The 26,548-nt window shown below is 59.0% G+C and carries 27 protein-coding genes and 1 tRNA gene; 11 read left to right on the forward strand and 17 right to left on the reverse strand.

All coding sequences use genetic code 11. The annotated features are described in order from the left end of the window. Positions 1–37: 37 nt before the first annotated feature. The 7 genes from hscB to uvrB form a co-directional block, all read right to left on the reverse strand. On the reverse strand, positions 38–550 hold the full coding sequence (hscB, locus tag ACYVIT_RS16840) for a Fe-S protein assembly co-chaperone HscB (RefSeq protein WP_415805917.1): 513 nt from the start codon (positions 548–550) through the stop codon (positions 38–40). 2 nt (positions 551–552) lie between these two features. Next, positions 553–876 (reverse strand): iron-sulfur cluster assembly protein IscA, encoded by a 324-nt coding sequence (gene iscA / locus ACYVIT_RS16845; protein ID WP_415805918.1) that lies wholly within the window; start codon positions 874–876, stop codon positions 553–555. 3 nt (positions 877–879) lie between these two features. Beyond that, positions 880–1,302 carry a Fe-S cluster assembly scaffold IscU gene (gene iscU, locus ACYVIT_RS16850; protein WP_415805919.1) on the reverse strand — a complete coding sequence of 141 codons (423 nt, stop codon included), beginning with the start codon at positions 1,300–1,302 and terminating at the stop codon, positions 880–882. A gap of 31 nt (positions 1,303–1,333) precedes the next feature. Further along, positions 1,334–2,545, reverse strand: coding sequence for an IscS subfamily cysteine desulfurase (locus tag ACYVIT_RS16855; RefSeq protein ID WP_415805920.1), 1,212 nt, complete (start codon positions 2,543–2,545; stop codon positions 1,334–1,336). A 16-nt stretch (positions 2,546–2,561) separates the two neighbouring features. Beyond that, positions 2,562–3,095: a Fe-S cluster assembly transcriptional regulator IscR gene (iscR, locus tag ACYVIT_RS16860; protein WP_415805921.1), complete on the reverse strand. Its 534-nt coding sequence runs from the start codon at positions 3,093–3,095 to the stop codon at positions 2,562–2,564. 294 nt (positions 3,096–3,389) lie between these two features. Then, positions 3,390–3,881, reverse strand: coding sequence for a low molecular weight protein-tyrosine-phosphatase (locus ACYVIT_RS16865; protein ID WP_094821936.1), 492 nt, complete (start codon positions 3,879–3,881; stop codon positions 3,390–3,392). Positions 3,882–4,207: 326 nt separating this feature from the next. Then, positions 4,208–6,235: an excinuclease ABC subunit UvrB gene (uvrB, locus tag ACYVIT_RS16870; protein ID WP_415805922.1), complete on the reverse strand. Its 2,028-nt coding sequence runs from the start codon at positions 6,233–6,235 to the stop codon at positions 4,208–4,210. A gap of 76 nt (positions 6,236–6,311) precedes the next feature. Between uvrB and ACYVIT_RS16875 the strand changes: the two genes are divergently transcribed. Both ACYVIT_RS16875 and lexA read left to right on the forward strand, forming a co-directional pair. After that, positions 6,312–7,514: an amino acid aminotransferase gene (locus tag ACYVIT_RS16875; protein ID WP_415805923.1), complete on the forward strand. Its 1,203-nt coding sequence runs from the start codon at positions 6,312–6,314 to the stop codon at positions 7,512–7,514. Between the two features lie 299 nt (positions 7,515–7,813). Next, complete coding sequence (lexA, locus tag ACYVIT_RS16880) at positions 7,814–8,515, forward strand: transcriptional repressor LexA (RefSeq protein ID WP_415805924.1); 702 nt, start codon at positions 7,814–7,816, stop codon at positions 8,513–8,515. A 114-nt stretch (positions 8,516–8,629) separates the two neighbouring features. Here lexA and lon read toward each other — a convergent pair whose 3' ends face one another. The 7 genes from lon to ACYVIT_RS16915 all read right to left on the reverse strand — a co-directional run bounded on the left by lon (position 8,630) and on the right by ACYVIT_RS16915 (position 16,172). Next, a complete protein-coding gene (gene lon, locus ACYVIT_RS16885; protein ID WP_415805925.1) occupies positions 8,630–11,089 on the reverse strand; it encodes an endopeptidase La in 2,460 nt (819 codons plus the stop codon). 199 nt (positions 11,090–11,288) lie between these two features. Further along, complete coding sequence (clpX, locus tag ACYVIT_RS16890) at positions 11,289–12,587, reverse strand: ATP-dependent Clp protease ATP-binding subunit ClpX (protein ID WP_415805926.1); 1,299 nt, start codon at positions 12,585–12,587, stop codon at positions 11,289–11,291. A gap of 103 nt (positions 12,588–12,690) precedes the next feature. After that, positions 12,691–13,344: an ATP-dependent Clp endopeptidase proteolytic subunit ClpP gene (gene clpP / locus ACYVIT_RS16895; protein ID WP_415805927.1), complete on the reverse strand. Its 654-nt coding sequence runs from the start codon at positions 13,342–13,344 to the stop codon at positions 12,691–12,693. A 2-nt stretch (positions 13,345–13,346) separates the two neighbouring features. Next, entirely contained in the window at positions 13,347–14,657 is a 1,311-nt protein-coding gene (gene tig, locus ACYVIT_RS16900; protein WP_415805928.1) for a trigger factor, read from the reverse strand. A gap of 227 nt (positions 14,658–14,884) precedes the next feature. After that, entirely contained in the window at positions 14,885–15,091 is a 207-nt protein-coding gene (locus ACYVIT_RS16905) for a cold-shock protein (protein WP_094821944.1), read from the reverse strand. Between the two features lie 291 nt (positions 15,092–15,382). Continuing rightward, positions 15,383–15,586, reverse strand: a complete 204-nt coding sequence (locus ACYVIT_RS16910; protein ID WP_012249703.1) for a cold-shock protein — start codon at positions 15,584–15,586, stop codon at positions 15,383–15,385. A 268-nt stretch (positions 15,587–15,854) separates the two neighbouring features. Next, complete coding sequence (locus ACYVIT_RS16915; protein WP_415805929.1) at positions 15,855–16,172, reverse strand: hypothetical protein; 318 nt, start codon at positions 16,170–16,172, stop codon at positions 15,855–15,857. Positions 16,173–16,387: 215 nt separating this feature from the next. Between ACYVIT_RS16915 and ACYVIT_RS16920 the strand changes: the two genes are divergently transcribed. After that, positions 16,388–16,705: a DUF2513 domain-containing protein gene (locus ACYVIT_RS16920; RefSeq protein ID WP_415805930.1), complete on the forward strand. Its 318-nt coding sequence runs from the start codon at positions 16,388–16,390 to the stop codon at positions 16,703–16,705. A gap of 64 nt (positions 16,706–16,769) precedes the next feature. On the opposite strand, the gene ACYVIT_RS16925 is transcribed toward ACYVIT_RS16920, so the two are convergent. Further along, positions 16,770–17,078, reverse strand: a complete 309-nt coding sequence (locus tag ACYVIT_RS16925) for a hypothetical protein (RefSeq protein ID WP_415805931.1) — start codon at positions 17,076–17,078, stop codon at positions 16,770–16,772. Between the two features lie 175 nt (positions 17,079–17,253). Between ACYVIT_RS16925 and ACYVIT_RS16930 the strand changes: the two genes are divergently transcribed. Both ACYVIT_RS16930 and ACYVIT_RS16935 read left to right on the forward strand, forming a co-directional pair. Next, complete coding sequence (locus ACYVIT_RS16930) at positions 17,254–17,835, forward strand: TetR/AcrR family transcriptional regulator (protein ID WP_415805932.1); 582 nt, start codon at positions 17,254–17,256, stop codon at positions 17,833–17,835. 28 nt (positions 17,836–17,863) lie between these two features. After that, positions 17,864–18,742 carry an NAD(P)-dependent oxidoreductase gene (locus ACYVIT_RS16935; protein WP_415805933.1) on the forward strand — a complete coding sequence of 293 codons (879 nt, stop codon included), beginning with the start codon at positions 17,864–17,866 and terminating at the stop codon, positions 18,740–18,742. Positions 18,743–18,774: 32 nt separating this feature from the next. On the opposite strand, the gene ACYVIT_RS16940 is transcribed toward ACYVIT_RS16935, so the two are convergent. Then, positions 18,775–19,311 carry a PaaI family thioesterase gene (locus tag ACYVIT_RS16940; protein ID WP_415805934.1) on the reverse strand — a complete coding sequence of 179 codons (537 nt, stop codon included), beginning with the start codon at positions 19,309–19,311 and terminating at the stop codon, positions 18,775–18,777. A 172-nt stretch (positions 19,312–19,483) separates the two neighbouring features. Between ACYVIT_RS16940 and ACYVIT_RS16945 the strand changes: the two genes are divergently transcribed. Then, a complete protein-coding gene (locus tag ACYVIT_RS16945) occupies positions 19,484–20,035 on the forward strand; it encodes a TIGR00645 family protein (RefSeq protein ID WP_415805935.1) in 552 nt (183 codons plus the stop codon). A 231-nt stretch (positions 20,036–20,266) separates the two neighbouring features. On the opposite strand, the gene ACYVIT_RS16950 is transcribed toward ACYVIT_RS16945, so the two are convergent. Further along, positions 20,267–20,353 (reverse strand) — tRNA-Leu (locus tag ACYVIT_RS16950). 44 nt (positions 20,354–20,397) lie between these two features. On the opposite strand from ACYVIT_RS16950, the gene dapC reads away from it, so the two are divergent. From dapC to ACYVIT_RS16975, 5 genes are read left to right on the forward strand one after another with little or no spacing between them, the layout of a single operon-like run. After that, positions 20,398–21,594, forward strand: a complete 1,197-nt coding sequence (gene dapC / locus ACYVIT_RS16955; protein ID WP_415805936.1) for a succinyldiaminopimelate transaminase — start codon at positions 20,398–20,400, stop codon at positions 21,592–21,594. Positions 21,595–21,622: 28 nt separating this feature from the next. Then, on the forward strand, positions 21,623–22,444 hold the full coding sequence (gene dapD / locus ACYVIT_RS16960; protein WP_415805937.1) for a 2,3,4,5-tetrahydropyridine-2,6-dicarboxylate N-succinyltransferase: 822 nt from the start codon (positions 21,623–21,625) through the stop codon (positions 22,442–22,444). Then, positions 22,444–23,583, forward strand: coding sequence for a succinyl-diaminopimelate desuccinylase (gene dapE, locus ACYVIT_RS16965; RefSeq protein ID WP_415805938.1), 1,140 nt, complete (start codon positions 22,444–22,446; stop codon positions 23,581–23,583). Before dapD ends, dapE begins: the two co-directional genes overlap by 1 nt. A 6-nt stretch (positions 23,584–23,589) precedes the next feature. After that, positions 23,590–24,480 (forward strand): 50S ribosomal protein L3 N(5)-glutamine methyltransferase, encoded by an 891-nt coding sequence (prmB, locus tag ACYVIT_RS16970; protein WP_415805939.1) that lies wholly within the window; start codon positions 23,590–23,592, stop codon positions 24,478–24,480. Further along, positions 24,477–26,432 carry an ABC-F family ATP-binding cassette domain-containing protein gene (locus ACYVIT_RS16975; protein WP_415805940.1) on the forward strand — a complete coding sequence of 652 codons (1,956 nt, stop codon included), beginning with the start codon at positions 24,477–24,479 and terminating at the stop codon, positions 26,430–26,432. The genes prmB and ACYVIT_RS16975 overlap by 4 nt, the downstream gene beginning before the upstream one ends. Positions 26,433–26,548: the final 116 nt, after the last annotated feature.

Consider the following 26,548-nt stretch of genomic DNA (forward strand, 5'->3'; position numbering starts at 1 on the left):
AAGCGGCGCAAGTCGCGCAACGCCGGCACTATAACCGCTAGTGGGTCACTTGCACCGCGGCGAGTTCTTGCGCCAGTTTCTCGACGAACATCCACTCTCGTACTTTGCTGCCCGCGGCGGCGTAGTCCTGGCGCTCGTCGAGCAATGTCGTGAGGGTGTCTTGCATCTGCTGGCGCGCCTGAGTCAACTCGGCTCCGAGCGCTGCGTACGCGTCAGGATCGTTGCGCGCATCGTCCAGCATTTCGCGCCATTGCATCTGCTGCATCAGAAACGACACGTCCATCGACGTATTGCTTTCGGTTTGCAGATCGACGCCTGCTTGCTCGCACAAATAACGCGCCCGTAATAACGGGTCCCGCAACTGCCGATAAGCCTCGTTGGCACGCGCCGCCCACTGCATCGCGACACGGCGCTCGGCCGGACTGGCCGTCGCAAAACGATCGGGATGCACCTGTGCAGCCACCGTACGCCACGCGCTCTCGAGTGCCTGTCCGTCGATATTGAATCGCGCGGGCAAACCAAACAAACTGAAGTGATCGTCCGCGGCCAAGACTACACCGTGAACGACTCGCCGCAGCCGCAGGTCGCCTTTTCGTTGGGATTGCTGAACTTGAAGCCCTCGTTCAGGCCTTCGCGCGCATAGTCGAGCTCAGTGCCGTCCAGATACGAAAGACTCTTGGGATCGACGAACACCTTGACGCCAAAGCTTTCGAAGATCACGTCTTCGGATGCGGGGTCATCGACATATTCGAGCTTGTAAGCCATGCCCGAACATCCCGTGGTACGCACGCCAAGGCGCAGGCCAACGCCCTTGCCACGCTTTTGCAGGTAGCGCCCAATATGCGAGGCCGCCTGTTGGGTCAAGGTTACGGCCATCGCTCAGCCCGCCGTCGCAACCGCCGCTGCGTCAGCTTGCGCGGGCACAGCATGCTTGTCTTTGTAATCCTGGACGGCAGCCTTGATGGCGTCTTCGGCCAAAATCGAACAGTGGATCTTCACGGGCGGCAAAGCCAGCTCTTCGGCAATCTGCGTATTGCGGATGTTGAGGGCTTCGTCCAGCGATTTGCCCTTGACCCACTCCGTCACCAGCGAGCTGGACGCAATGGCCGAACCACAGCCATAGGTCTTGAAACGTGCGTCTTCGATGATGCCCGAATCGTTCACCTTGATTTGCAGCTTCATCACGTCGCCGCAAGCCGGCGCGCCGACCATGCCGGTGCCGATCGAGTCGTCACCCTTTTCGAACGAGCCCACATTGCGGGGGTTTTCGTAGTGATCCAGAACTTTGGTGCTGTATGCCATGATGTTTCTCCTGTATCTGTCGCGGGGCAGCTTAGTGGGCAGCCCACTGCACGCTATTCAGGTCAATGCCTTCCTGGGCCATTTCCCACAGAGGCGACATATCGCGCAATTTGCCCACGCGGCTCTTGATGAGTTCGATCGTGAAGTCGACTTCCTGCTCGGTAGTGAAGCGACCCAGCGTAAAACGAATGGAGCTGTGCGCCAGCTCGTCATTGCGGCCAAGCGCCCGCAACACATACGACGGCTCCAGGCTGGCCGAGGTGCAGGCCGAGCCGCTGGAAACGGCCAGTTCCTTGATCGCCATGATCAGCGACTCGCCTTCGACATAGTTGAAGCTGACGTTCAGATTGTGCGGAACGCGATGCTCCATGCTGCCGTTCAGGTAGGTTTCCTCGATCTGCGACAGACCTGCCCACAAACGATCGCGCAGCATGCGGATGCGTTCGTTTTCAGTGCCCATCTCCTCGCGCGCCAGACGGAATGCTTCACCCATACCGACGATCTGGTGCGTGGCCAGCGTGCCCGAGCGGAAACCGCGCTCGTGACCACCGCCATGGACCTGCGCCTCGATACGCACACGCGGCTTGCGACGCACATACAAGGCGCCGATGCCCTTGGGACCGTAAGTCTTGTGTGCCGAGAACGCCATCAGATCGACTTTCAGCTTTTGCAGATCGATCTCGACCTTGCCGGTAGCCTGCGCCGCATCCACGTGGAAAATAATGCCCTTTTCGCGGCAGATCTCGCCCAGTGTCTCGATATCCTGGATCACGCCGATTTCGTTGTTGACCATCATCACCGAAACCAGAATGGTGTCGGGACGAAGCGCTGCCTTGAAAACGTCCAGATCCAGCAGACCGTCATCACGCACATCGAGGTAGGTAACCTCGAAGCCTTGGCGCTCCAGCTCCCGACAGGTGTCCAGCACCGCCTTGTGCTCGGTCTTGACCGTAATGATGTGCTTGCCGCGCTCGGCGTAGAAATTGGCTGCGCCCTTGAGGGCCAGGTTATCCGACTCGGTCGCACCGGACGTCCAGATGATCTCGCGGGGATCGGCGTTGACGAGTTTGGCGACTTCGTTGCGGGCGTTTTCGACCGCCTCTTCGGCCTCCCAGCCGAAGGCGTGGCTACGCGATGCGGGGTTGCCAAAGTTGTCGTACAGCCAAGGCACCATTTTGTCGACCACGCGCGGATCGACTGGCGTGGTGGCAGAGTAATCGAGATAAATTGGGCGAGTGGTCATGAAGTGCTACTCCTGCTTATACGGTGGCGTCGGCGGCTACGGCGGACACGGTCGCGACGGTTTCGCCCGTCCCCCGCTCCATCCGTACGGTGGAACCTTGTGCCGCCTTGGAGGCCTCCTGCAGTTGGCGCAGACGTTGCTGATCGACCAAATCTTGCAGGGAAACGGAATCTAGGTAATCGACCATTTTGCGGTTCAGCGTGGTCCAGAGCTCGTGCGTCATGCACTTGCCGGACTTGCCGTCACGACCGCTGGTGCAGTCGTGCTTGCCGCCACAGCTAGTGGCGTCCAGCGGCTCGTCTACCGCAAAAATGATGTCGGCAACCGTGACATTGCGCGCGAGACGGGCCAGCGAATAACCGCCGCCAGGGCCGCGCACACTATCGACCAGCTCGTGCCGGCGCAGTTTGCCGAAGAGCTGCTCGAGATAAGAAAGCGAGATATTCTGGCGCTGACTGATCGCCGCGAGCGTTACCGGACCGCTGTGCTGCCGCATGGCCAGGTCGATCATCGCGGTAACCGCGAAACGCCCCTTTGTAGTGAGCCGCATGGTGGATTCCTGTGGAAACGTGCTGGCGCCCATCACCGGGCAACCAATACCTGAGTAATTGCGTCAAGTATAGCAAATTCCCGACTAAATTGCTAAGTCATCTTCGGGAATATACATATAAGCCAGATAGCGAGGAGACCACCCGGACCCGGCTCGCAGCCGGCCACAGAGATCACACCCTACAGCCCGCACAACGCCCCTCACCCAGAATCGGGAGGCACGCATCCACCATAAAAAACCGCGCCGAGGCGCGGTTTTTGGGCTGGCCGAACCAGCTTAAGCTATAGCCAATGATTAGGCTGCCTGGTACTGGGTAGCCCGCTTGCGGACCAGTTCCAGTACGCCCTGACAGGCATCCTCGAGGTAATCCAGGACCTTGCCGAAGCCATCGAGGCCGCCATAGTACGGATCAGGCACTGTGGCTTCTTCGAATTCGTTGGCAAAGCGCATCAACAGCATCAGCTTGTGCTGATAAATTTTCGGGCATTGCTGTTGCAGCGCGGAAAGGTTGTCCCAATCCATAGCCAAAATGAGATCAAATTCGCGGAAGTCGTCCGCCGTCACCTGGCGGGCCTCGCAATGGTTGATCTCGTAGCCGCGCTTGCGAGCGGCCGCCTGGGCGCGGGCGTCAGGCGCCTCGCCAATGTGATAGGCATGCGTACCAGCGGAATCCACACGCACCACGTCCCCCAAACCGGCATCGCTCACCAAATGGCGAAAAACGCCCTCTGCGCTCGGGGAGCGGCAGATGTTACCCATGCAAACGAAAAGTACCTTGGTCATCATGGGTGTAAGTCTGCGGGAAAACCCGGAATATAGCAAGTTTTTTTTGCAATTGCGCAACTGGGCCGCTCTTTAGTGTTACTGTAATTTTTACGTTAAAAGTCAATGACATAAAACAATAATTACAAGTAAAACATCAGCTATTTGGACCATTGCTTGTAACAAACCCGTTGGATTGACCGCAGCGCAGCAGCGACCTGTAACTGCCGCCGGTCGATGCGCTGAAGCACCGCCTCGTTAAGGCTATTGACCGCCCCTCTCGAGCCTGCGCAACGGCACGATGAGACCCGCGTCGCGGAGCCCAAAGGTGCACGTTCCAGGCCCTCCCGCTAGGCCGCCCCATCCAACAAGACGCGTTGCTTGAGCGCGTTCAGCGCGTCTCGCGCAGCGGCGGCTTGTTCGAACTCCAGGTTGCGGGCGTGGTCCGTCATGAGCTTTTCGAGGCGGCGAATCTCCTTCGCCACGGCCTTTTCGTCGGCCAAGACCTCGGGGCCGATGGCCGCCTCCAGCGTATCGTGACGAACCGGGGCAACGATGCCGTCGATGAGTTCGCGCACCGCCTTGTTCACGCCACGCGCGGTGATGCCGTTGTCCACGTTGAATTGCAGTTGCTTGTTGCGCCGGCGCTCTGTTTCGTCCATGGCTCGCCGCATGGAAGCAGTGATCTGGTCGGCGTACAAAATGGCATGGCCGTTGAGGTTTCGCGCTGCGCGGCCGATCGTCTGGATCAAGCTGCGCTCCGAACGGAGAAAGCCCTCTTTGTCAGCATCGAGGATGGCGACCAGCGACACCTCAGGGATATCCAACCCCTCGCGTAGCAAGTTGATGCCGACCAACACATCAAAGGTGCCCAATCGCAGATCACGAATGATCTCGACCCGTTCGACTGTGTCGATATCGGAGTGCAAATAGCGAACCCGAACGCCGTGCTCGGACAGATAATCCGTCAAATCCTCGGCCATGCGTTTGGTCAGGGTCGTGACCAGCACCCGTTCCTGAGCGGCCACGCGTTGCTTGATTTCGCCCAGCAAATCGTCGACCTGGGTACGCGCGGGGCGCACTTCGACCTGAGGATCCACCAACCCGGTCGGCCGTACAACCTGCTCGACCACGTTATCCGCATGCTCTTGCTCGTACGCAGCAGGCGTCGCCGATACAAACACGCACTGGCGCATACGCGCCTCGAATTCCTCGAGTTTCAATGGGCGGTTGTCCAGCGCAGAAGGCAGCCGAAAACCATACTGCACCAGGGTTTCCTTACGCGCCCTGTCCCCCCGATACATACCCCCCAGTTGCCCGATCGTGACGTGGCTTTCATCGATGAACATCAATGCATCGGACGGTAGATAGTCGATCAGCGTAGGCGGCGGCTCGCCTGCTGCTGCCCCGGACAAATGCCGGGAGTAGTTCTCGATGCCCTTGCAAAACCCGAGTTCTTGCAGCATCTCCAGATCGAAACGCGTACGCTGCTCCAGGCGCTGCGCTTCGACAAGTTTGCCGTCGGCAGTCAAAAATTTCAGGCGCTCGCGCAGCTCTTCCTTGATCGTCTCGATGGCGCGCAGCACGGTATCACGCGGCGTGACGTAGTGCGAACCCGGGTAGACGGTAAAGCGCGGGACTTTTTGGCGCACGCGGCCCGTCAGCGGGTCGAACAATTCCAGCGCCTCGATCTCGTCATCGAACAGCGTCAGGCGCAGCGCCAATTCGGGGCTTTCCGCCGGGAAAATATCGATCGTCTCGCCGCGCACACGGAATGTGCCACGCGTGAAGTCCGCATCGTTGCGCGTGTACTGCATGGCGACCAGGCGAGCCAGGATTTCGCGCCGGGAAATGTGGTCCCCAGAGCGCAGAATCAACACCATCGCGTGGTAATCACCGGGATTACCAATACCGTAGATACACGAGACGGTTCCGACGATCACCGTGTCGCGCCGCTCCAGCAGACTCTTGGTCGCAGACAGGCGCATTTGCTCGATATGTTCGTTGATGGACGAATCCTTTTCAATGAACAGATCGCGCGTGGGGACGTACGCCTCGGGCTGATAGTAGTCGTAGTACGACACGAAATACTCGACGGCGTTCTTGGGAAAGAACTCGCGCATTTCGGCATACAACTGGGCCGCCAGCGTCTTGTTTGGCGCCAATACCAACGCGGGCCGACCGAGCCGGGCGATGATATTGGCCATGGTGTAGGTCTTGCCCGAGCCTGTCACACCCAGCAAGGTCTGGCACATCAAACCGTCACGAATGCCCTCGCTCAGCCCCTCGATCGCGCCAGGCTGGTCGCCTGCGGGCGGATAGGGCTGATACAAATAAAAGGGGCTGTCGGGGAAATCGACGAATCCAGGAGCTGTCATGCTAGACTGTCTGAGGGTAAACCCCCCATTATCCACAGCAGTGCCTTCCGCGTCTATCTACCCTTAGCGAATTCTCATGAGCTCTCTTTTCGATTCCGTCGAACTTGCGCCGCGCGACCCCATCCTGGGTCTGAACGAACAATACAACGCTGATACCCGCCCTGGTAAAGTCAATCTGGGCGTGGGCGTGTACTACGATGACGACGGTCGCATTCCCCTGCTGGCTGCTGTGCGCAAGGCCGAAATTGCGCGTATCGAAGCCGCCGCGGCACGCGGCTATCTGCCCATCGAGGGCATTGCCGGCTACAACAAGGGCGCTCAAACGCTGTTGCTGGGTGCTGATTCCACGCTGGCCGCCGAAGGCCGCGTGCTGACCACCCAGGCTCTGGGCGGCACCGGCGCACTGAAAATCGGCGCAGATTTCCTGCGCCAATTGCTGCCCCAGTCCAAAGTGCTGATCAGCAATCCCAGCTGGGAAAACCACCGCGCCCTGTTCGAGCGTGCAGGTTTCCCGGTCGACACCTATACCTATTACGACGCCGCAACGCACGGCCTGGATTTTCAGGGCATGCTGGCTTCGCTGCAGGCCGCTCCTGAACAAACCATCGTCGTGTTGCACGCCTGCTGCCACAACCCGACTGGCGTTGATCCGACGGCTGAGCAGTGGCAACAGATCGCCCAGGTGGTCAAGTCGCGCAACCTGGTGCCGTTCCTGGACATCGCTTACCAAGGCTTTGGCGCCGGTCTGCAAGAGGACGCTGCCGTCGTGCGTCTGTTTGCCGATCTGGGCCTGACGATGCTGATCAGCTCGTCGTTCTCGAAATCGTTCTCGCTGTATGGCGAGCGCGTGGGCGCCCTGACCGTGGTCGCAGGCAATCAGGACGAAGCCAAACGCGTGCTGAGCCAGCTCAAGCGCGTGATCCGCACCAACTACTCCAACCCGCCCACGCACGGTGGCACGGTGGTGTCGTCGGTGTTGAATACGCCCGAGCTGTACACGCTGTGGGAACAGGAACTTGCCGGCATGCGTGACCGTATCCGCCTGATGCGCGAACAACTGGTCGATAAAATCAAGGCTGCGGGCGCCTCGCAAGACTTCAGCTTCGTACGCGAACAGCGCGGCATGTTCTCGTATTCTGGCCTGACCTCGGCACAAGTCGACACCCTGCGTGAAGAACACGGCATCTATGCTGTATCCAGCGGCCGCATCTGCGTTGCTGCGCTCAACAGCCACAATATCGATACAGTCGCCAAGGCAATCGCGGCGGTGATCAAGTAAATCGCAGACGCATCGACGCCTGACTGAAGGACCCGGACGCAAGAACGGGTCCTTTTTCTTTTAGCCTGCGCATCTCAGCATCCCTCCCCCCTTCCGAGGGACCCGCCTTCGTCTACAGGAGGCGGACATTCTGCTTACTTTCTGCGCGGCCTGCCTACCAAATGCCTGCCATCTGCGGCGAGCATTTGGCGATGTGCATCTTTCCTGCGGTCCTATTCGCCCCCACCTGACTTGCTTTTTTATACAGGCTCGTCCAAAATCCAGCTGTATATTCATACAGTCCGAAGCGGATCATTGCCATGGCTACCAAACTTACCGAACGCCAACAGGAAATCCTGAACCACATCCGGCAAACGGTGGCACGCACCGGCTTTCCTCCTACTCGTGCCGAAATCGCCCGAGCATTGGGTTTTCGTTCTCCCAATGCCGCTGAGGACCACCTCAAGGCCCTCGCACGCAAGGGGGCCATCGAATTGACGGCAGGCGCATCGCGCGGCATTCGACTGATAGAGTCCGTTGATCCCGCTAGTTCTTCTCATTCCCATGCCACATCGGCTGCCGGCGTCTCAGCACCACCAAGCCTCGCAGGATTTGCCGCAGAAGCCATGAGCCGGTTATTACTGCCGCTGGTAGGTCGTGTAGCAGCAGGCAGCCCCATTCTGGCCGCCGAGCATGTCGAGCGCGAGGTTGGGGTGGATCCGGGGCTGTTTGCCCAGACGCCCGATTACCTGTTGAAAGTACGCGGCATGAGCATGCGCGACGCCGGCATCCTCGAAGGCGATCTGCTCGCCGTCAAACGAGCCAGCGAGGCGCGCAATGGTCAGATCGTCGTTGCCCGCCTGGGCGACGACGTTACGGTAAAACGGCTGCAGCACCGCCAGGGACACATCGAACTCCTGCCCGAAAATCCAGACTTCTCGCCGATCGTGGTGGATGGGACACTAGATTTTGCACTTGAAGGCATTGCCGTCGGCCTGATCCGCACGCAGGCACTGCATTAATTAACCGCTCTACTTGCCGCTAGCAGCAAAAGGCCCCCGGACTCATACGTGACTTGTAATGAGTCCGGGGGCCTTTGTGCCATACCATTTGGCATGGCACGAACTGCTTAAGGCTTAGTGCTTGAACACGGGATCACTTGGCGCAGCGTTTTCCGCTGCTTTGGCGACCAAGGGTTCCTTGACGACTTCTTCGTCGGACAGTGGCTCGGGCTGGCGTTCGAGCGCGAGCTCGAGCACCTTGTCGATCCAACGCACCGGCACGATCTCGAGGTGGTTTTTGACGTTGTCCGGAATATCGGCCAAGTCTTTGACGTTTTCCTCGGGGATCAACACCGTCTTGATACCACCACGGTGAGCCGCCAGCAGTTTTTCCTTCAGGCCGCCGATCGGCAAGACCTCGCCACGCAGGGTGATCTCACCCGTCATGGCGACATCAGCACGCACCGGGATGCGCGACAGGGCCGAGACCATGGCAGTGGTGATGGCGATACCGGCCGATGGGCCGTCCTTGGGCGTAGCACCCTCAGGGACGTGAACGTGCATGTCGTGCTTTTCGAACACGCTGTCGGCAAAACCCAGACGACGTGCACGCGAGCGCACGACGGTACGGGCGGCCTCTACCGACTCTTTCATCACGTCACCAAGCGAACCGGTACGTTGAATCACGCCCTTGCCCGGCATATCGGCGACTTCGATCGTGAGCAAATCGCCGCCGACTTCGGTCCAGGCCAGACCGGTGACCTGACCAATCTGGTTTTCCTTTTCTGCCATGCCAAAGGTATAACGACGCACGCCCAGGTATTTGCTGAGGTTCTCGGCGTCGACCTTGACGGGCTCGAGTGCTTGCGACGCAGCCTTGCCCTCGGTCTTGGCCTTGTCGGCCTGAGCCAATGACTCTTTCACGACCTTGCGGCAGATCTTGCCGACTTCGCGTTCGAGTGCGCGGACACCGGCCTCGCGAGTGTAGTAACGCACGATATCGCGCAGGGCCGAATCGTCGACCACCAACTCGGATTCCTTGACGCCGTTGTTCTTCATCAGCTTGGGCAGCAGATGGTCACGAGCGATATGGATTTTTTCGTCTTCGGTGTAGCCCGACAGACGAATGACTTCCATACGATCCAACAAGGCGGGCGGGATGTTCAGCGTGTTGCTGGTTGCCACGAACATGACGTCGGACAGATCAAAGTCGACTTCGATGTAGTGATCCTGGAACGTGTGGTTCTGCTCGGGATCGAGCACCTCGAGCAATGCCGAGGCGGGATCACCGCGGAAATCCATACCGAGTTTGTCGATCTCGTCCAGCAGGAATAGCGGGTTACGCACACCGACCTTGCTCATGTTCTGCACGATCTTGCCGGGCATGGAGCCAATGTAGGTGCGGCGATGGCCACGGATCTCGGCCTCGTCGCGTACGCCGCCCAAAGCCATGCGGACGAACTTGCGATTCGTCGCACGCGCGATGGATTGTCCCAGCGAGGTTTTACCGACGCCAGGAGGGCCTACCAGGCAGAGAATCGGGGCCTTGACCTTGTCTACACGCTGTTGCACGGCAAGGTATTCGACGATGCGCTCTTTGACCTTTTCCAGGCCATAGTGATCGTCATCGAGCACGTTTTCCGCGTTGCTGATGGAGTTGTTGATCTTGCTCTTTTTCTTCCAGGGAAGATTGATGAGCGTATCGATGTAGTTGCGCACCACGGTGGCTTCGGCCGACATGGGCGACATGAGCTTGAGCTTTTTGAGCTCGGCGTCGGCTTTCTTGCGCGCATCTTTGGGCATATGCGCAGCAATGATTTTCTTTTCGAGCTCTTCGATGTCGGCGCCTTCTTCGCCCTCGCCCAACTCTTTCTGAATGGCTTTGACTTGCTCGTTCAGATAGTAGTCGCGCTGGCTCTTTTCCATCTGCTTTTTGACGCGGCCACGGATACGCTTTTCGACCTGGAGAATGTCGATTTCCGTTTCCAGCTGCGTCAGCAAGCCCTCGAGGCGCTCGGAAGTACCGAGGATTTCCAGCATTGTCTGCTTTTGCTCGAGCTTGAGCGGCAGATGCGCGGCGATGGTGTCGGCCAAACGGCCGGCATCGTCGATCCCGGCCAGCGAGGTCAGAATCTCGGGCGGGATCTTTTTGTTGAGTTTGACGTACTGCTCGAACTGGGCCACGATCGCGCGACGCAGCGCCTCAGTCTCTGAGCTTTGCGCAGGATCGAGCTCGACGGGAGTCACCTGGCACACGAAATGCGTTTCGGCGTCGTCGATCGTATCGATACGTGCGCGTTGCGTGCCCTCAACCAGCACCTTGACGGTGCCGTCAGGCAATTTGAGCATTTGCAGAATGCTGGCCACGCAGCCGATTTCGTAGACGTCTTCGGGCGTAGGATCGTCTTTGCCGGCGGATTTTTGCGCCACCAGCATGATGCTTTTGCCCGATTCCATGGCGACTTCGAGCGCCTTGATCGAACGGGGACGGCCCACAAATAGCGGAATAACCATGTGCGGGAACACCACCACGTCGCGCAGAGGCAGCAGCGGCAGGTCGATGGGTTCGGATGGCAGGGTCTGACTGGCAGACATATAGGATTCCTTGATTTGACTCGGCGTAATGTAGATCGGATCCCAAGCAGAGCTGGTTATCCGAATCCGTTACGTCTGATATGGGAACAATAGCCGAAAATTCAAGCCGTCGTCGTCCGCATAACCCCCTAAATGCAAAAAAACCCGTTACAAAACGGGTTTTTTTGCTGGATTTTGCTTTGCTTGACGAAGCAACGAATCAAGCAGCTGCGCCTCGCACCTGGGGTTGAGCCGGTTTGTCGGAGGTCACCGTCTCGTCGGCGTAGATCAGCAAGGGTTTGCCGTCGCCATCGATGACATTTTCGTCAAGCACCACGCGACTGACGTTGCCCTGAGAAGGCAAGTCATACATGGTATCGAGCAAGGCACCTTCGATAATGGAACGCAGGCCGCGAGCGCCCGTTTTGCGCTTGAGCGCCTTGCGGGCAATGGCCTTGAGTGCACCGGGGCGTATGTCGAGCTCTGCGCCTTCCATGGCGAAGAGTTTTTGGAACTGCTTGATCAGCGAGTTCTTGGGCTCGGTCAGGATTTGAACGAGCGCAGCCTCGTCGAGCTCGTCCAGGGTCGCCACGACGGGCAGACGGCCCACCAACTCGGGAATCAGACCAAATTTGATCAGATCCTCGGGCTCGACTTCGCTGAACAACTCGCCTACGCCCCGCTCGGACTTTGCCTTGACGGAGGCGGAGAAACCGATGCCGGACTTTTCGGTACGGTCGCGGATGACTTTTTCCAGGCCGTCGAACGCACCACCCACGATGAACAGAATGTTGGTGGTATCAACCTGGACGAAATCCTGGTTGGGGTGTTTGCGGCCACCCTGCGGCGGCACGGACGCGACGGTGCCTTCGATGAGCTTGAGCAATGCCTGCTGTACGCCCTCACCCGAGACATCGCGGGTGATGGAGGGGTTGTCGGACTTGCGCGAGATCTTGTCGATTTCGTCGATATAGATGATGGCGCGCTGAGCCTTGTCGACCTCGTAGTTGCAGTTTTGCAGCAGCTTTTGGATGATGTTTTCAACGTCTTCACCCACATAACCGGCTTCGGTCAGGGTGGTGGCGTCGGCCATCACAAACGGGACATTCAGCATGCGGGCCAAGGTCTGGGCCAGGAGCGTCTTGCCCGAGCCGGTCGGCCCGATGAGCATGATGTTGCTCTTGGAGAGCTCGACCTCGTCGCCTTTGATTTCGCCGTGGCGAATGCGTTTGTAGTGGTTGTACACCGACACGGCCAGCATGCGCTTGGGCAGCGTCTGGCCGATGACGTATTGGTCCAGAAAGGTCTTGATTTCGGTCGGCGTAGGCAGCTCAGACCGTATAGCGGCACGCGCTGAAGCTTGCGCTTCTTCGCGGATGATGTCATTGCAGAGGTCAATACACTCATCGCAAATGAACACCGATGGCCCTGCAATCAGCTTGCGGACTTCGTGCTGGCTCTTGTTGCAGAACGAGCAGTGCAGCACTTTTGCGTCGGCCGGTCCCTTTTTATCAGGCATATGTGTTTCGTATCTCTGGTGAAAATGCGCCGCCGATCAAGGCCGGCGCATTCAACGCTTACTTGGACGTCACGGCACTGCTTAGGCCCGGTGTTTCGCGAGCCTAGCCCTCGGAACGGGATGCGAGAACCTTGTCCACCAAACCATACGATACCGCATCTTCGGCCGACATGAAGTTGTCGCGCTCTGTGTCTACGGCAATACGGTCGACGGGTTGGCCGGTGTTGTCGGCCAAAATGCGGTTCAGACGCTCACGCAGGTCGAGAATTTCCCGGGCCTGGATCTGGATATCAGAGGCCTGACCCTGCGCACCGCCGGAGGGCTGGTGAATCATGATACGCGAATTGGGCAAAGTGAAACGCTTGCCCTTTTTGCCCGCTGCCAGCAGGAATGCACCCATGCTGGCGGCCAGGCCTGTGCACAACGTCGAAACATCGGGCTTGATGAACTGCATGGTATCGAAGATGGCCATCCCGGCATACACCGACCCGCCGGGCGAGTTGATGTACAACGAGATGTCCTTATCGGGGTTTTCCGACTCCAGGAACAGCAGCTGCGCCACGATCAGGTTGGCCGTATTGTCATTGACGGGGCCAACCAGAAAGATCAAACGCTCGCGCAGCAGGCGCGAATAGATGTCATAGGCGCGCTCACCGCGCCCGGACTGCTCGATGACCATGGGAATGTAACCCAGGCCGGTCGGCGTGACCGAAGCCCCGCCATGCATTGCCGCATAGAAATCGGTAAACCGCTGCATGCTTACGCCATCCCCATCAACTGATCGAAAGGTACCTGCTCTTCCGTGACCTTGGCTTTTTCGAGCACGTGTTGCACGACGTTGTCTTCGAGCACGATGGCTTCGATTTCAGCGCGGCGCTGGCGGTCGGTCAGGTAGTAGCTGACAACCTGAGCAGGCTGTTCATAGTTTTGCGCGAACTCTTCGATGCGAGCACGGACTTGTTCGGGCTTGGCTTGCAATTGGGCTTGTTTGACCAGTTCGGAAACCAGCAGGCCCAGGCGCACGCGACGCTCGGATTCAGTCGTGAAGGCTTCGGCCGGGATCGGCACGGACTCGGCGTTGGGGATGCCGCGCTGCTTGAGCTCTTCGCGGGCAGCCTGGACACGGCTCTCTACGTCGCTGTCGACCAGGGCTTTGGGCACGTCGAATTTGCCGGCCTCGACCAGGGCGTCCATGACGCTGGCTTTGGTACGGCCTTGCGAACGGGCTTTGACTTCGCGCTCGATGTTGGTGCGGATGTCGGCCTTGAGTTTCTCGACGTCGCCTTCAGCTTGGCCGAGGGCCTTGGCGAACTCGCCATCGACCTCAGGCAGGACGCCTTCGGCGACTTCTTTGACGGTGATGGTGAACTCAGCCGTTTTGCCGGCGACTTCTTTGCCTTGGTAGTCTTCGGGGAAGCTCAGCGGGAACACCTTGGTTTCGCCGGCTTTCAGGCCTTTGGCAGCCGCCTCGAACTCGGGCAGCATGCGGCCTTGGCCCAACACGAAGGGGAAGTCTTCGGCTTTGCCGCCCTCGAAGGGAACGCCGTCGATGGTGCCGGCGAAATCGAGTGTGACACGGTCGCCGTCTGCGGCGGCGCGGCCTTCGCGGGCCTCGTAGGTGGCGCGTTGCTTGCGCAGCACGTCGAGGGTTTGCTGGACTTCGGCGTCAGAAACGGCGGTGTCGTAACGGGTAACGGCAAGCGCAGACAGATCAGGCACGGCGACTTCGGGATACACCTCGAAGGTGGCCGTGAAGGCCAGCGTGTCATCGGCAATGCCTTCGGTCTTGGGCTCGAGCGTGGGCGCGCCGGCCACACGGAGCTTGGCGCCGTCGACGGCTTGTTCGAAAGCGCGGCCGACCTGGCCATTGATCACGTCGTAGCGGATGCCGGGGCCATGGCTGCGCTCGAGCATAGCCAGAGGAGCCTTGCCAGGACGGAACCCGGGCACTTTGGCCGTACGGGCTACGCGCTTCAATTGCGCCTGGACTTCCTTTTCGACGTCGGCCACGGAAACCGACAGATCTACGCGGCGTTCCAGACCAGAGAGGGTTTCAACCACAGGCTGCATCAAAATTATCCGAGAAATAAGTGAAGTGTGAACAAACGGGTTAACAGGTGATTTTACCGGAAAGTTCAAGACCTCTGCCAAAGGAGAGGTTTTGCCTCGGGAAAGCCCTGACCCGGACTCGTTTTAGATAAGGAAAACCGGGGATTTTACGGGCCTAAGCAAAACGCTCCTGGCAGCGGCCGCCGCCAGGAGCGCAAACAGGCTGCAAAGCGCCTGGTCCGGCCAGATCAGGCCGTCACTTTGATGTTCTTAGCGCTGGGACCCTTGGGGCCCTGGCCCACTTCGAACGTCACGCGTTGATTTTCCTGCAGAGATTTGTAACCGTCGCTGCGAATTTCCGAGTAGTGGGCGAAAAGATCTTTACTGCCATCATCGGGCGTAATGAAACCATAGCCCTTTTCCGAGTTGAACCACTTGACGATACCTGTTGCCATGACTGTGTCCTTCACCTTCTAGTAGCGATTGCTCGCGGGAGCGCCAGATGATCAAGGAGGGGCAACTAACTGGGTACCATGACGGCGACAGGAATAACGACCGCGTCGCTTGAAAATCTCGCTTGCTCAGTGTATGTGGGGTCTTGCAGAACGTCAAACTTTGCAAATTGACACAACAAAACCGACAAATCGTTGCCGAAATGCTACCTCCAAAGAGGGCATGACCGTTACAAACCGAGCGTAGATAACAAAAAAGCCCCCGCAGGGGCTTCTTTTTTCATCAAGATCTGATTACAGAACTTGAATCTTCGTTGCTTGCGGGCCCTTGGGACCATTAGCCGTCACGAAGCTGACGCGCTGGTTTTCTTCCAGGGACTTGAAGCCATTGGCTTGGATTTCCGAGAAGTGCGCGAACAGATCTTTGCCACCCGCTTCCGGGGTGATGAAGCCGTAGCCTTTTTCCGAGTTGAACCACTTAACAACGCCGGTTTCCATACTGTATTTCCTAAATGTTGTGGGCAAAATGCCCGGGAGTCACGAATCAATCAAGAAGGGGACAGTAGAACAATAACGCCGGCCGGAAAGGCACTGCACTGATCGAAAATCACAACGCTTGAGATCGTGTGCCGTCACTATCGTTAGGTTCCCCTGACAAGTCAACATAATCCTCAAAAATACGTACCAATAATGCAACAAAGCGCAACTGCAAGGTCGTATTTTCGGAACTATTTGCGCAAGAACGGGTCGTGCGCTGATTTTGGAATCAGTCGACCGGAAGTCCCAACAAATCCAGCGCGGCGTTATAGGCGTCTTCGTCTGCGCACAGGAAGACGGCCACGTCGCCAGGATTGAGATTGTCGAGCACTTGGTCGATTTGATCTTGCGCCGAATCGATGTCGTCGACGACAGTCACGTGAATTTCCGCGCCTGCATCAACTTTTTCGTGAGGCACGATATCGGCAATGGCCTCCAGGTCGGACACCCCCGTGACGACGTAAGTGCTGATGCGCTCGCCGTCTATGGTGGTCTCCAGCGCAACGCCGCCTGAAATTTCGGCGGTCTGTGTGCTGATGATGTCCATGTGCGTGCCCCTCCTTCATGCTTTGGTACGCAAGGGACGCGACTATACCAGCCTAGAGCGAACTATGTAGTCATAATCGATAGTTATATGGGGTTCGGATTTACCCTAATTTATCGCCGAATCTGTTTTTCCGTGGGTGCCCTCGCCCCATACTTGGCTTTGTTGTCGCCCAAAGGGTTGGACAGCGCATTCAATAACGAAAAGGACCTGAGACTATGCAACGTGATTTCGATCTGGTTGTCACCATTCTGGGCGAACTGCGTGACGCGGATACGGCGGCGCTATCGCAAGAGGACATCGAGGCGGCTGTGCAAGGAAGCATGCCGGATGCGCCCCCGGCCCCATTGATCGCGCACCATCTGGATATCTTGTCGGATGCGGGATTGATCACGCTGGTCCCTGCCACCGATGACCGTGATGCAGAGACCTACTGGCGACTGACCTGGAAGGGTCACGATGCGCTGGAGCAAGAAGAAGACGATGAAGACGAGGACGACTATGACGATGAGGATGAGGACGACGACGAAAATTGACGCTGTCGGACACTGATCAAGTCACATTCCGCACGAATGTACTGTGGATGCATGCATGACTGGATCACCCCTGGGAATCCGACCCGTTCACAGAGGCCCGTCGCTCGCGCAGTACGCGACGGGTCAACAAAGCGGCGGCCGTGCCGATGACCAACGAAAACATGGAGGAGGCAATAGCCAGCAGCGCTGTCATGCCTCCTGCCCCGGCGTCGGCTGCCAAATAGGCCACGACCGCCGTTACAACCAGGGACTGGGCGGCCACGCCCGCCAGACTATGCGTGACCCGGGCTGACCGTCCCATCAACGCGCCGCCAGCCAACGCCAACAGCACCACAATCGCCATTCCCCAGAAAATGGATTCGTAAGACTGCACGATAGTGACTCGCCTTGTGAATGATAGGTGGCGGCCAGAATAGCATGGGCGTTGCAAACGGCGGCGATTTGGACTAATTTAGAAAACGATCATTTTCTAAATCACCGATATGACTGCAATCCGGCAAGCATCAAACACCTCGGCTCGTTCGCGAGGCCGACCCCGCGAATTCGACATGGACCAGGCGTTGGATCGGGCCGTACGCGTGTTCAGCAAACGCGGTTATCACGGCGCTTCGATCAGCGACCTGACGACAGAGACAGGCTTGACGCAAGGCAGTCTCTACAAAGCATTCAAGGACAAGCAATCGCTATTTCTGGCGGCGTTTGAGCACTATCGTGCGGCACGCGCCCGCAAGCTGCAGGATTTCGTGGGCGAGACGGGAAATGGCTTGGCGAGACTGCGCGGGATATTGGAGTTCTATGTCGCATCTTCGCAGGGTGCCGCTGGCCGCCAAGGCTGCCTGGTCGTCGCCAGTGCGACGGAGCTGTCCGCATTTGAGCGCGATGTCGCCCGGCATATCTCGGACGCGCTGAGTCGCAATGAGAGCCTGTTGATTGGCGTGATTGAACAAGGGCAAGCCGATGGTTCGATTGCCGCGCACGTCGATAGCGCTGCGGCGGCGCGCATGCTGTTGTGTCTCACACAAGGTATGCGCGTTATCGGCAAGACTGGACGCTCGCGTCAGGACATGCAGGCCGTTGTCGACGTGGCGCTGAAAGCGCTGGAGCCCGATGGGCTGACGAAGCATCGATAAATCCCTAATTTCCACAAGGAGCATCATCATGAAAATCGCCTTTCTCGGCCTGGGCACCATGGGTCTGCCCATGGCAAGCAATCTGCTCAAGGCCGGCTATACGGTCCACGCGTGGAATCGATCCCCTGCCCCGCTAGCAACGCTGGCCGAACGTGGAGCCAGTGCAGCAGCGAGCGCGCGCGAGGCAGCCGCGGATGCAGATATCCTGATCTCCATATTGGCTGACGATGAGGCGGTACGTGCGACGATTCTCGATGGGCAAGTCCTCGCCACTCTCAAAACGGGAGCATTGCATATCAACATGGCAACCATTTCAGTCGAGTTGGCCAGCAACCTGGCACAGGAGCATCAGGACAAGGGAGTGCAGTATGTCGCCGCCCCCGTGCTCGGCCGGGTGAATGTAGCCGAAGCAGGTCAACTCAATATTCTGGCAGCCGGCGACGCGCAGGCACTGGCGACGGCGCAACCGTTATTCGACGTATTAGGCCAAAAAACCTGGAAATGCGGCGCTCGCCCCGAACAGGCCAATGCCGTCAAGCTGGCTGTGAATTTCATGATCGCCAGCGCCATTGGCACGATGGGCGAAGCCGTCGCGCTGGTGCAAGGCCATGATGTAGCCAAGACGGAGTTTCTGGACTTGATCACCTCCACCGTATTCGCAGCGCCTGTTTACCAAGGTTATGGGGGGGCCATCGCTCAGGATCGATACGAACCAGCAGGCTTCAAATTGTCGCTCGGTTTGAAGGACGTGCGCCTGACCCTGGCGGCGGGAGAACGTGCAAACGTCCCCTTGCCTATCGCCAGTGCACTGCGTGACACACATATCGAGAGCCTGGCGCATGGAGAGGGACATCTGGATTGGGCTGCGCTGTCGCGCACGGCCGCTCGGCGCGCAGGCCAGCTATGACTCAAACAGTCTCATGACGCGGCATCAGGACGCTAGGCCGCCCCGGGCTGATCAAAAATCAAACACGTAGTCGTGGCATGGGCGTACAGCTTGCCATCGGGGCCGACTAGCCGGCCCTCGGCTGTCGCCACCTGACGCCCGGCGTGGATGACTTTGCCTTCCGCTCGCACCAGAGGCACTCGGTCGCTCAAGGCCCGCACCATGTTGACCTTGAGCTCCAAGGTCGTGTAACCCTTGCCGGCGGGCAAGGTCGAATGCACGGCACAGCCGACCGCCGAATCCAGCAATGTGGCAAACCAGCCGCCGTGCACGCTGCCCAGCGGGTTGTAATGTTTGCGCTGGGGCCGCCCCTGGAATACAGCAACACCCGGCTCGATATGGACCGGCACGAAATCCAGCGTCGCACCGATGGGCGCAGGGGGCAATTCCCCGGCAAAAATCGCCTGCAACAGTTCCATCCCGGTCTTGCCGGCGATGCTCGCGGACGGTCGGCTGTCCGCGGACATCAGACGCGCGCGCACGGCTTGTTCTTCGGATTCCCATTGGGCGATTTGTTGTTCAATGTCCATCGGCACTCCTCGTCATCAGCATCGTTAGATATGCGAGAGCTTAATCGACCTGGGCGCCCACCCGATGGCGCCTGGTCCCCAAGTAGCATTTCGCACACGACGATCACACTATCGACGCCCGCGCTTGGTAGAATCGCTCCCTGCCTGTTTTCTTACAGATTCCTGAAACACCATGAATTCGTCTGATCGTACGTCCCGCCGCCTGGCTCCTCTGGCGGCATTGATTTTCAGCTCGCGCTGGCTGCAACTCCCGCTCTATCTGGGTTTGATTATTGCCCAGGGCGTCTATGTGATGCTCTTTCTCAAGGAGCTCTGGCATCTGGTCTCACACGCCACAAGCTTTGGCGAAATGGAGATCATGCTGATTGTGCTGGGTCTCATCGACGTGGTGATGATCTCCAACCTTCTGGTCATGGTCATCGTCGGCGGCTATGAGACCTTTGTGTCCAGGCTGCGCCTGGAAGGCCACCCAGACAGCCCGGAGTGGTTGAGCCACGTCAATGCCAGCGTGCTGAAGGTCAAGCTGGCCATGGCCATCATCGGGATTTCGTCAATTCATCTGCTGCGCACCTTTATCGAGGCAGGCAATATTGGCTCGCCCAACTCACGTTTCACCGAGACCGGGGTCATGTGGCAGACGATCATTCATGTGACGTTTATTCTGTCGGCAGTCGGGATTGCCTATGTCGACAAATTGCTGGCGGCGCCGGTCAAGGAGCATTGAGCCGGCACTGCACGTCTGGGCTGCAAAAGACCCGCCAGGGCTGTGGAAAAAACACAGCCCTGGCGGGTTTCTCTTTTTGGCAGCTGGCAGGTGCTAGTAGGCGGTCGCGATGAAAAAACGGCGCGCGGCCGATCATCAAGCGCACCAAAAGAAAATCCCCCAAAGACATCGGAATGCCAGGGGGGATCGTCAGAAAGTCAGCACAAGGCCAACCGAGTCGTACATAATTCGTGGTGCGAAGGGGGGGACTCGAACCCCCACACCTGTTACGGCGTCAGGACCTAAACCTGGTGCGTCTACCAATTTCGCCACCTTCGCGGTACCAAGCCCGCTATTGTAGCTTGCTTGTTAAAATCTTGCTTATGAATCCCCGATTACATTCCCTGCACCCCTATCCCTTTGAAAAATTGCGGGCTTTGCTGGCCGAGGCCGGCACCCCGCCAGAGGGACTGACGCCGATCAATCTGTCTATCGGCGAGCCCAAGCACGCAGCCCCCGCGCGCGTGGGCGAAGCCCTATGCGGCGCGCTGCAGGGTCTGTCGGTCTATCCGGCGACCAAGGGCGATGCCGCGTTGCGCCAGGCGATCGCGCAATGGCTGGCACAGCGCTACAGCATTCCTGCGCCGGACGCCGACCGGGAGGTCTTGCCGGTGCTGGGATCGCGGGAAGCCTTGTTTGCCTTTACGCAAACCGTCGTGGACCCGAACGCAGACGCGCTGGTGGTCTGCCCGAATCCGTTTTATCAAATCTATGAAGGCGCGGCGCTGCTGGCTGGCGCGACGCCGTATTACGTCAATGCCGACCCGGCGCGCGATTTCGGCTGCGACTGGGGCAGCGTGCCGGAGGATGTGTGGAAACGGACGCAATTGGTTTTTGTGTGTTCCCCCGGCAACCCGGCCGGCAACGTCATGTCGCTGGACGAATGGCGGGTGCTGTTCGAGCTGTCTGATCGTCATGGTTTCGTGATTGCCTCGGATGAGTGCTATTCCGAGATCTATTTCGACGAAGGCAACCCGCCGCTGGGCGGCCTGCAGGCGGCGCGCCGCCTGGGGCGCGATGACTATGCCAATCTGGTGGCGTTTTCCAGCCTGTCCAAACGTTCGAACGTGCCGGGCATGCGCTCGGGCTTTGTCGCGGGCGATGCCAAACTGATCGGGCAGTTTTTGCTGTATCGCACGTATCATGGCAGCGCGATGAGCCCGGTGATCGCCGCGGCCAGCGTCGCAGCCTGGACCGACGAGACCCACGTTGCCGATAATCGCAGGCAATATCGGGCGAAATTCGAAGCCGTCGTGCCCATTCTGCAGCGCGTGCTGGACGTGCGCATGCCGCAGGCGTCTTTTTATCTATGGGTGCCCACGCCAGCGTCGGACACCAGCTTTGCGCGCGACCTCTACGGCCGTACTGGTGTTACCGTACTGCCCGGCAGTTTCCTCGGCCGCGAGGCGCACGGAATCAATCCGGGTGCGGGCCGAATCCGCATCGCGCTGGTGGCTCCTTTGGCGCAATGCGTCGAGGCGGCCGAACGCATCGCGCATTTTGTCAAAACCTCTGTTTGATCAACCTTTTCTACGTAAATAAAGCGTCATGACTCTCGACCTGCAAACCACTATCGAACAAGCCTGGGAAGCCCGGGCCAACCTGTCACCCTCCGACGCAAGCGCCGAAGTGCGTGATGCGGTCGAGCACACCATCGCCGCCCTGGATCAGGGCCGCCTGCGCGTGGCCGACAAATCGACCGGTGAATGGATTGTGCATCAGTGGATCAAAAAGGCCGTGCTGCTGTCGTTCCGTCTGCACGACAACGCCGTCATGGGCCAAGCTCCGTTGACGTTCTACGACAAAGTGCCGACGAAATTCGCGGACTTCGGCAATGCGGCCTTCCAGGCCGGCGGCTATCGCGTGGTGCCGCCGGCAGTGGCCCGCCGTGGCGCCTTTATCGGCAAGAACGTGGTGCTGATGCCGTCGTACGTGAACATCGGCGCCTATGTTGACGAAGGCACGATGGTCGATACGTGGGCCACGGTCGGTTCGTGCGCGCAGATCGGCAAGAACGTGCACTTGTCGGGCGGCGTCGGCATCGGCGGCGTGCTGGAACCTCTGCAAGCCAATCCCACCATCATCGAAGACAACTGCTTTATCGGCGCTCGTTCCGAAGTCGTCGAAGGTGTCGTGGTCGAAGAAAACTCGGTGCTGGCCATGGGCGTGTTCCTGTCGCAAAGCACCAAGATCTACGATCGCGCCACGGGCAAAGTCACCTATGGCCGCGTGCCCTCGGGCTCGGTGGTCGTGCCGGGCTCGTTGCCCTCGGAAGACGGCTCGCACAGCCTGGCTTGCGCCGTCATCGTCAAGCGTGTCGATGCGCAAACGCGCGCCAAGACCAGCATCAACGATTTGCTGAGAGCTTAATGAGTCAATCCGCCGTACTGGATCTGGTCAAAGACCTGATCGCCCGCCCCTCGGTCACGCCTGTCGACGAGGATTGCCAAAGCCTGTTGGCCGAGCGTCTATCGCGCATCGGCTTTCATTGCGAAACCATCGCGCAAGGCGGTGTGACGAATCTCTGGGCCCGTCGTGGCACCGAAGGACCGCTCACCGTCTTTGCCGGGCACACGGATGTCGTGCCGCCCGGCCCGCGTGAAAAATGGAATAGCGATCCCTTTGTGCCGACCGAGCGTGACGGGTTTCTGTACGGCCGCGGTGCGGCCGACATGAAAAGCTCGATCGCTGCCTTTGTGGTGGCGGTCGAGGAGTTCGTGGCGGCCCACCCGCAGCATTCTGGCTCGATTGCTTTCCTGATCACCTCTGACGAAGAAGGCCCCGCCATCGATGGTACGGTAATCGTCTGCAATGCCTTGAAAGCGCGAGGCGAGCAGCTCGATTACTGCATTGTGGGCGAACCGACGTCGACGTCAGAGATCGGCGATGTCTGCAAGAACGGACGCCGTGGATCACTGTCGGGCAAGTTGACCGTAAAGGGCATTCAAGGACACGTGGCCTACCCGCATCTGGCCCGCAATCCGGTGCACCAACTCGCGCCCGCGCTGGCCGAGATCGTGAATATCGAATGGGACCGGGGCAATGAGTATTTCCCGCCCACGACATTCCAAGTGTCGAATCTGAATGCGGGTACGGGCGCGACGAATGTGGTGCCTGGCGAAGCAGTCGCCCTATTTAATTTCCGTTTTTCCACGGCCAGCACGCCGGATTCCTTGAAGGCGCGTGTGCATGAGGTACTGGATCGCCACGGATTGGAATACGACCTGCAATGGGAATTGGGCGGTGAGCCGTTCCTGACCCCGCGTGGCTCGTTGACCGATGCCCTGTCTGCGGCCATCGAATCCGAGACAGGCCGCAAGACTGAGCTGTCCACCACGGGCGGAACCTCGGATGGACGCTTCATCGCCAAGATCTGTCCTCAGGTCATCGAGTTTGGTCCCTGCAATGCCACGATCCACAAGGTCAACGAGTGCATCGCACTCGATAGCCTGGATCCCCTGAAGAATATTTACCGGCGCACGTTGGAAAACCTGCTGCTGGCTCACTGAGGCGCTATGTCGTCATCTGATCGCCAAGAATTGCAGACCCTGCGTGACTTGATTCGCTATGGCGTGTCGCGCTTTAACGCGGCTCGGATTGCGCTGGGCCATGGTTCCGACAATGCCTGGGACGAAGCCGTCTATCTGGTGTTGCACGGACTGCATCTGCCGCCCGACACGCTGGATCCATTTCTGGATGCGCGCGTCACGGCCAATGAGCGTACCCGCGTACTGGACTTGATTGATCGCCGCGTGACCGAACGATTGCCCGCCGCATACCTGACGCACGAAGCCTGGTTGCGCGGTCATCGTTTTTATGTCGATCAACGCGTCATCGTGCCGCGATCGCCAATAGCGGAATTGCTGGATCAAGGTCTGTCTCCCTGGGTGCGCGATCCGTTCGAGGTCACGCGCGCGCTGGATATGTGTACGGGTTCCGGGTGTCTGGCGATTCTGACTGCCCTGGCCTTTCCGAACGCAGAGGTGGATGCCGTCGATGTGTCGACCGATGCGTTGGAGGTGGCTCGCCGGAATGTAGATGAGTACGGCTTGCAGGATCGTCTGGCATTGCATCACAGCAATCTATTTGATGCGTTGCCGGCAGCGGCCTATGACGTCATCGTGTGCAATCCGCCTTATGTGAATAGCCAATCAATGGACGAACTGCCGGACGAGTATCGGCATGAGCCGTCGCTCGCGCTGGCAGGCGGCACGGATGGCATGGATCTGGTGCGGCGCATTTTGCGAGCCGCCCCGCAATACCTGTCGCCCGAGGGCGTGCTGGTATTGGAAATCGGTCATGAGCGCGATCATTTCGAGGCCGCGTTCCCCGAACTTGAACCCATTTGGCTGGACACCGAAGAAGCGTCGGACCAGATCTTGCTACTGACCCGCGAACAGTTGTGATACGAGCATCAGGATTGACGCTGCGCCGCGGTACCAAGGTACTGCTCGATGGCGCGGAATTTGTAGTGAACCCTGGCGAACGGGTAGGTTTTGTCGGCAAGAACGGCGCAGGCAAATCCTCACTGTTTGCCTTGCTGACGGGCTCCCTGGACCAGGATGCCGGCACGCTGGATGTCCCTGCAGGATGGCGCATCGCCAGCGTGCAGCAGGAAATCGCCGCCGACGAACGCCCTGCCCGCGAATTCGTGATTGACGGCGACACGCATCTGCGGGCGCTGCAAGCCGAACGCGCAGCGGTGCATGATGATCACGGCACACGCATCGCCGAACTCGAGGCAGCGCTGGCCGAAGCCGGCGTGTGGAGTGCGAACTCGCGCGCGGAGCAACTGCTGGCAGGTCTGGGGTTCGCACCGGATGAATGGATGAAGCCCGTCGCGAGTTTCTCGGGCGGCTGGCGTATGCGTTTGGCCCTGGCCCGGGCACTGATGGCGCCGTCCGAATTGCTGCTGCTGGACGAGCCGACCAACCACTTGGATCTGGACGCCATGTTGTGGCTGGAAAAATGGCTGGCGGCGTATCCGGGCACGGTGCTGTTGATTTCGCACGATACCGAGTTCCTGGATGCGGTGGCGCGGATCATTTTGCATTTTGACCACGGCAAGCTGGTGCGCTATCGCGGCGGCTATCAAGATTTCCTGACGCAACGCGCCGAGCGGTTACGCCTGGTCAGCATTGCGCATGAACGTCAGTCTCGCGAGGCCGCGCGGCTGCAGAGTTTTATTGATCGCTTCAAGGCCAAAGCATCCAAGGCTAAACAAGCGCAAAGCCGGGTCAAGGCGCTGGCGCGTATGGAAACGCTGGCGCCGCTGCACGCCGAGGCCGGCATCGATATACGTATTCCCTCGCCTGAACACACCCCGGATCCGCTATTGGTGTTGGAAAAGGTGGCAGCGGGCTATACCGGCGCGGATGGACAGCACGTTTCCATTTTGAAAGACGTCACGCTGATGGTGCGTGCAGGCGCCCGTGTCGGCGTACTGGGTGCTAACGGCGCCGGCAAGAGTACGCTGATCAAGACCTTGGCCGAGGAAATCCCGGTACAAGCCGGAGAACGCCGCGCCTCCAAAGGTCTGGCGATCGGCTATTTTCACCAGCATCAATTGGATATGCTGGACCTGGATGGCACGCCGCTGGAGCATCTGGCACGTCTCGCGCCAGACGCGCGCGAGCAGGAACTGCGCAATTACCTGGGCGGTTTCGGTTTTTCCGGCGACACCGTCAATGGCAAGGTCGGCCCCATGTCGGGCGGCGAAAAAGCGCGTCTGGCGCTCTCGTTGATCGTATGGCAAAAGCCCAATCTGCTGCTGCTGGACGAACCCAGCAACCACTTGGATGTGGAAACACGCGAAGCGCTGGCCGCAGCGTTGGCCGAGTTTTCGGGCAGCATGCTATTGGTCTCGCACGATCGCCATTTGTTGCGCACGACCGTAGATAGTTTCTGGATTGTTGCCGATGGACAGGTGCGCGAGTTCGACGGCGATCTAGAGGATTACCGGGATTGGTTGAACGCGCGCCAAGCTGAATCTCGCGCGGAAGCGCGGGCAGAAGCACGCGGGGAAGCTGCATCAAGCGGCGCAGACAATGCGACCGTAGACCGCAAGACCCAACGCCGCCTGGAAGCCGAGCAACGCCAGAAGTTGGCCGCGTTACGCAAACCCTTGCAGGGCAAGCTGACGAAAGTGGAAAGCGAGATGGACAAACTGCGGGCACGGTTGCAGGTGCTGGATGCGCTGATTGCAGATGCAGACCTGTATTCCGACGCGCGCCGTACCGAGCGCCAACAGGTGATGGCCGAGCATGGCGAGTTGGGCAAACGGATGGACAATCTCGAAGAGCAATGGCTGGAGATCCAGACGGAGCTCGAAGAGATTGAGCAGGGAACGAGCGAATAGGCAGCCTCAACGTGTCCGAGGCTGCATCGAATGGGGGCCTCACCATGCTCGTGTCGATAGCCAGCTGCGGTGATGGCGTCTAGCGTAAAGCACTTCCTCTGACGAATTCAGTCATC

It is taken from the genome of Bordetella muralis (genome assembly GCF_054781015.1).

Coding starts and splice junctions, on each gene's coding strand:
- iscA (WP_415805918.1), bottom strand. CDS start 876: ATGGCCGTAACCTTGACCCAACAGGCGGCCTCGCATATTGGGCGCTAC.
- iscU (WP_415805919.1), bottom strand. CDS start 1,302: ATGGCATACAGCACCAAAGTTCTGGATCACTACGAAAACCCCCGCAAT.
- ACYVIT_RS16855 (WP_415805920.1), bottom strand. CDS start 2,545: ATGACCACTCGCCCAATTTATCTCGATTACTCTGCCACCACGCCAGTC.
- iscR (WP_415805921.1), bottom strand. CDS start 3,095: ATGCGGCTCACTACAAAGGGGCGTTTCGCGGTTACCGCGATGATCGAC.
- ACYVIT_RS16865 (WP_094821936.1), bottom strand. CDS start 3,881: ATGATGACCAAGGTACTTTTCGTTTGCATGGGTAACATCTGCCGCTCC.
- uvrB (WP_415805922.1), bottom strand. CDS start 6,235: ATGACAGCTCCTGGATTCGTCGATTTCCCCGACAGCCCCTTTTATTTG.
- ACYVIT_RS16875 (WP_415805923.1), top strand. CDS start 6,312: ATGAGCTCTCTTTTCGATTCCGTCGAACTTGCGCCGCGCGACCCCATC.
- lexA (WP_415805924.1), top strand. CDS start 7,814: ATGGCTACCAAACTTACCGAACGCCAACAGGAAATCCTGAACCACATC.
- lon (WP_415805925.1), bottom strand. CDS start 11,089: ATGTCTGCCAGTCAGACCCTGCCATCCGAACCCATCGACCTGCCGCTG.
- clpX (WP_415805926.1), bottom strand. CDS start 12,587: ATGCCTGATAAAAAGGGACCGGCCGACGCAAAAGTGCTGCACTGCTCG.
- clpP (WP_415805927.1), bottom strand. CDS start 13,344: ATGCAGCGGTTTACCGATTTCTATGCGGCAATGCATGGCGGGGCTTCG.
- tig (WP_415805928.1), bottom strand. CDS start 14,657: ATGCAGCCTGTGGTTGAAACCCTCTCTGGTCTGGAACGCCGCGTAGAT.
- ACYVIT_RS16905 (WP_094821944.1), bottom strand. CDS start 15,091: ATGGCAACAGGTATCGTCAAGTGGTTCAACTCGGAAAAGGGCTATGGT.
- ACYVIT_RS16910 (WP_012249703.1), bottom strand. CDS start 15,586: ATGGAAACCGGCGTTGTTAAGTGGTTCAACTCGGAAAAAGGCTACGGC.
- ACYVIT_RS16915 (WP_415805929.1), bottom strand. CDS start 16,172: ATGGACATCATCAGCACACAGACCGCCGAAATTTCAGGCGGCGTTGCG.
- ACYVIT_RS16920 (WP_415805930.1), top strand. CDS start 16,388: ATGCAACGTGATTTCGATCTGGTTGTCACCATTCTGGGCGAACTGCGT.
- ACYVIT_RS16930 (WP_415805932.1), top strand. CDS start 17,254: ATGGACCAGGCGTTGGATCGGGCCGTACGCGTGTTCAGCAAACGCGGT.
- ACYVIT_RS16935 (WP_415805933.1), top strand. CDS start 17,864: ATGAAAATCGCCTTTCTCGGCCTGGGCACCATGGGTCTGCCCATGGCA.
- ACYVIT_RS16940 (WP_415805934.1), bottom strand. CDS start 19,311: ATGGACATTGAACAACAAATCGCCCAATGGGAATCCGAAGAACAAGCC.
- ACYVIT_RS16945 (WP_415805935.1), top strand. CDS start 19,484: ATGAATTCGTCTGATCGTACGTCCCGCCGCCTGGCTCCTCTGGCGGCA.
- dapC (WP_415805936.1), top strand. CDS start 20,398: ATGAATCCCCGATTACATTCCCTGCACCCCTATCCCTTTGAAAAATTG.
- dapD (WP_415805937.1), top strand. CDS start 21,623: ATGACTCTCGACCTGCAAACCACTATCGAACAAGCCTGGGAAGCCCGG.
- dapE (WP_415805938.1), top strand. CDS start 22,444: ATGAGTCAATCCGCCGTACTGGATCTGGTCAAAGACCTGATCGCCCGC.
- prmB (WP_415805939.1), top strand. CDS start 23,590: ATGTCGTCATCTGATCGCCAAGAATTGCAGACCCTGCGTGACTTGATT.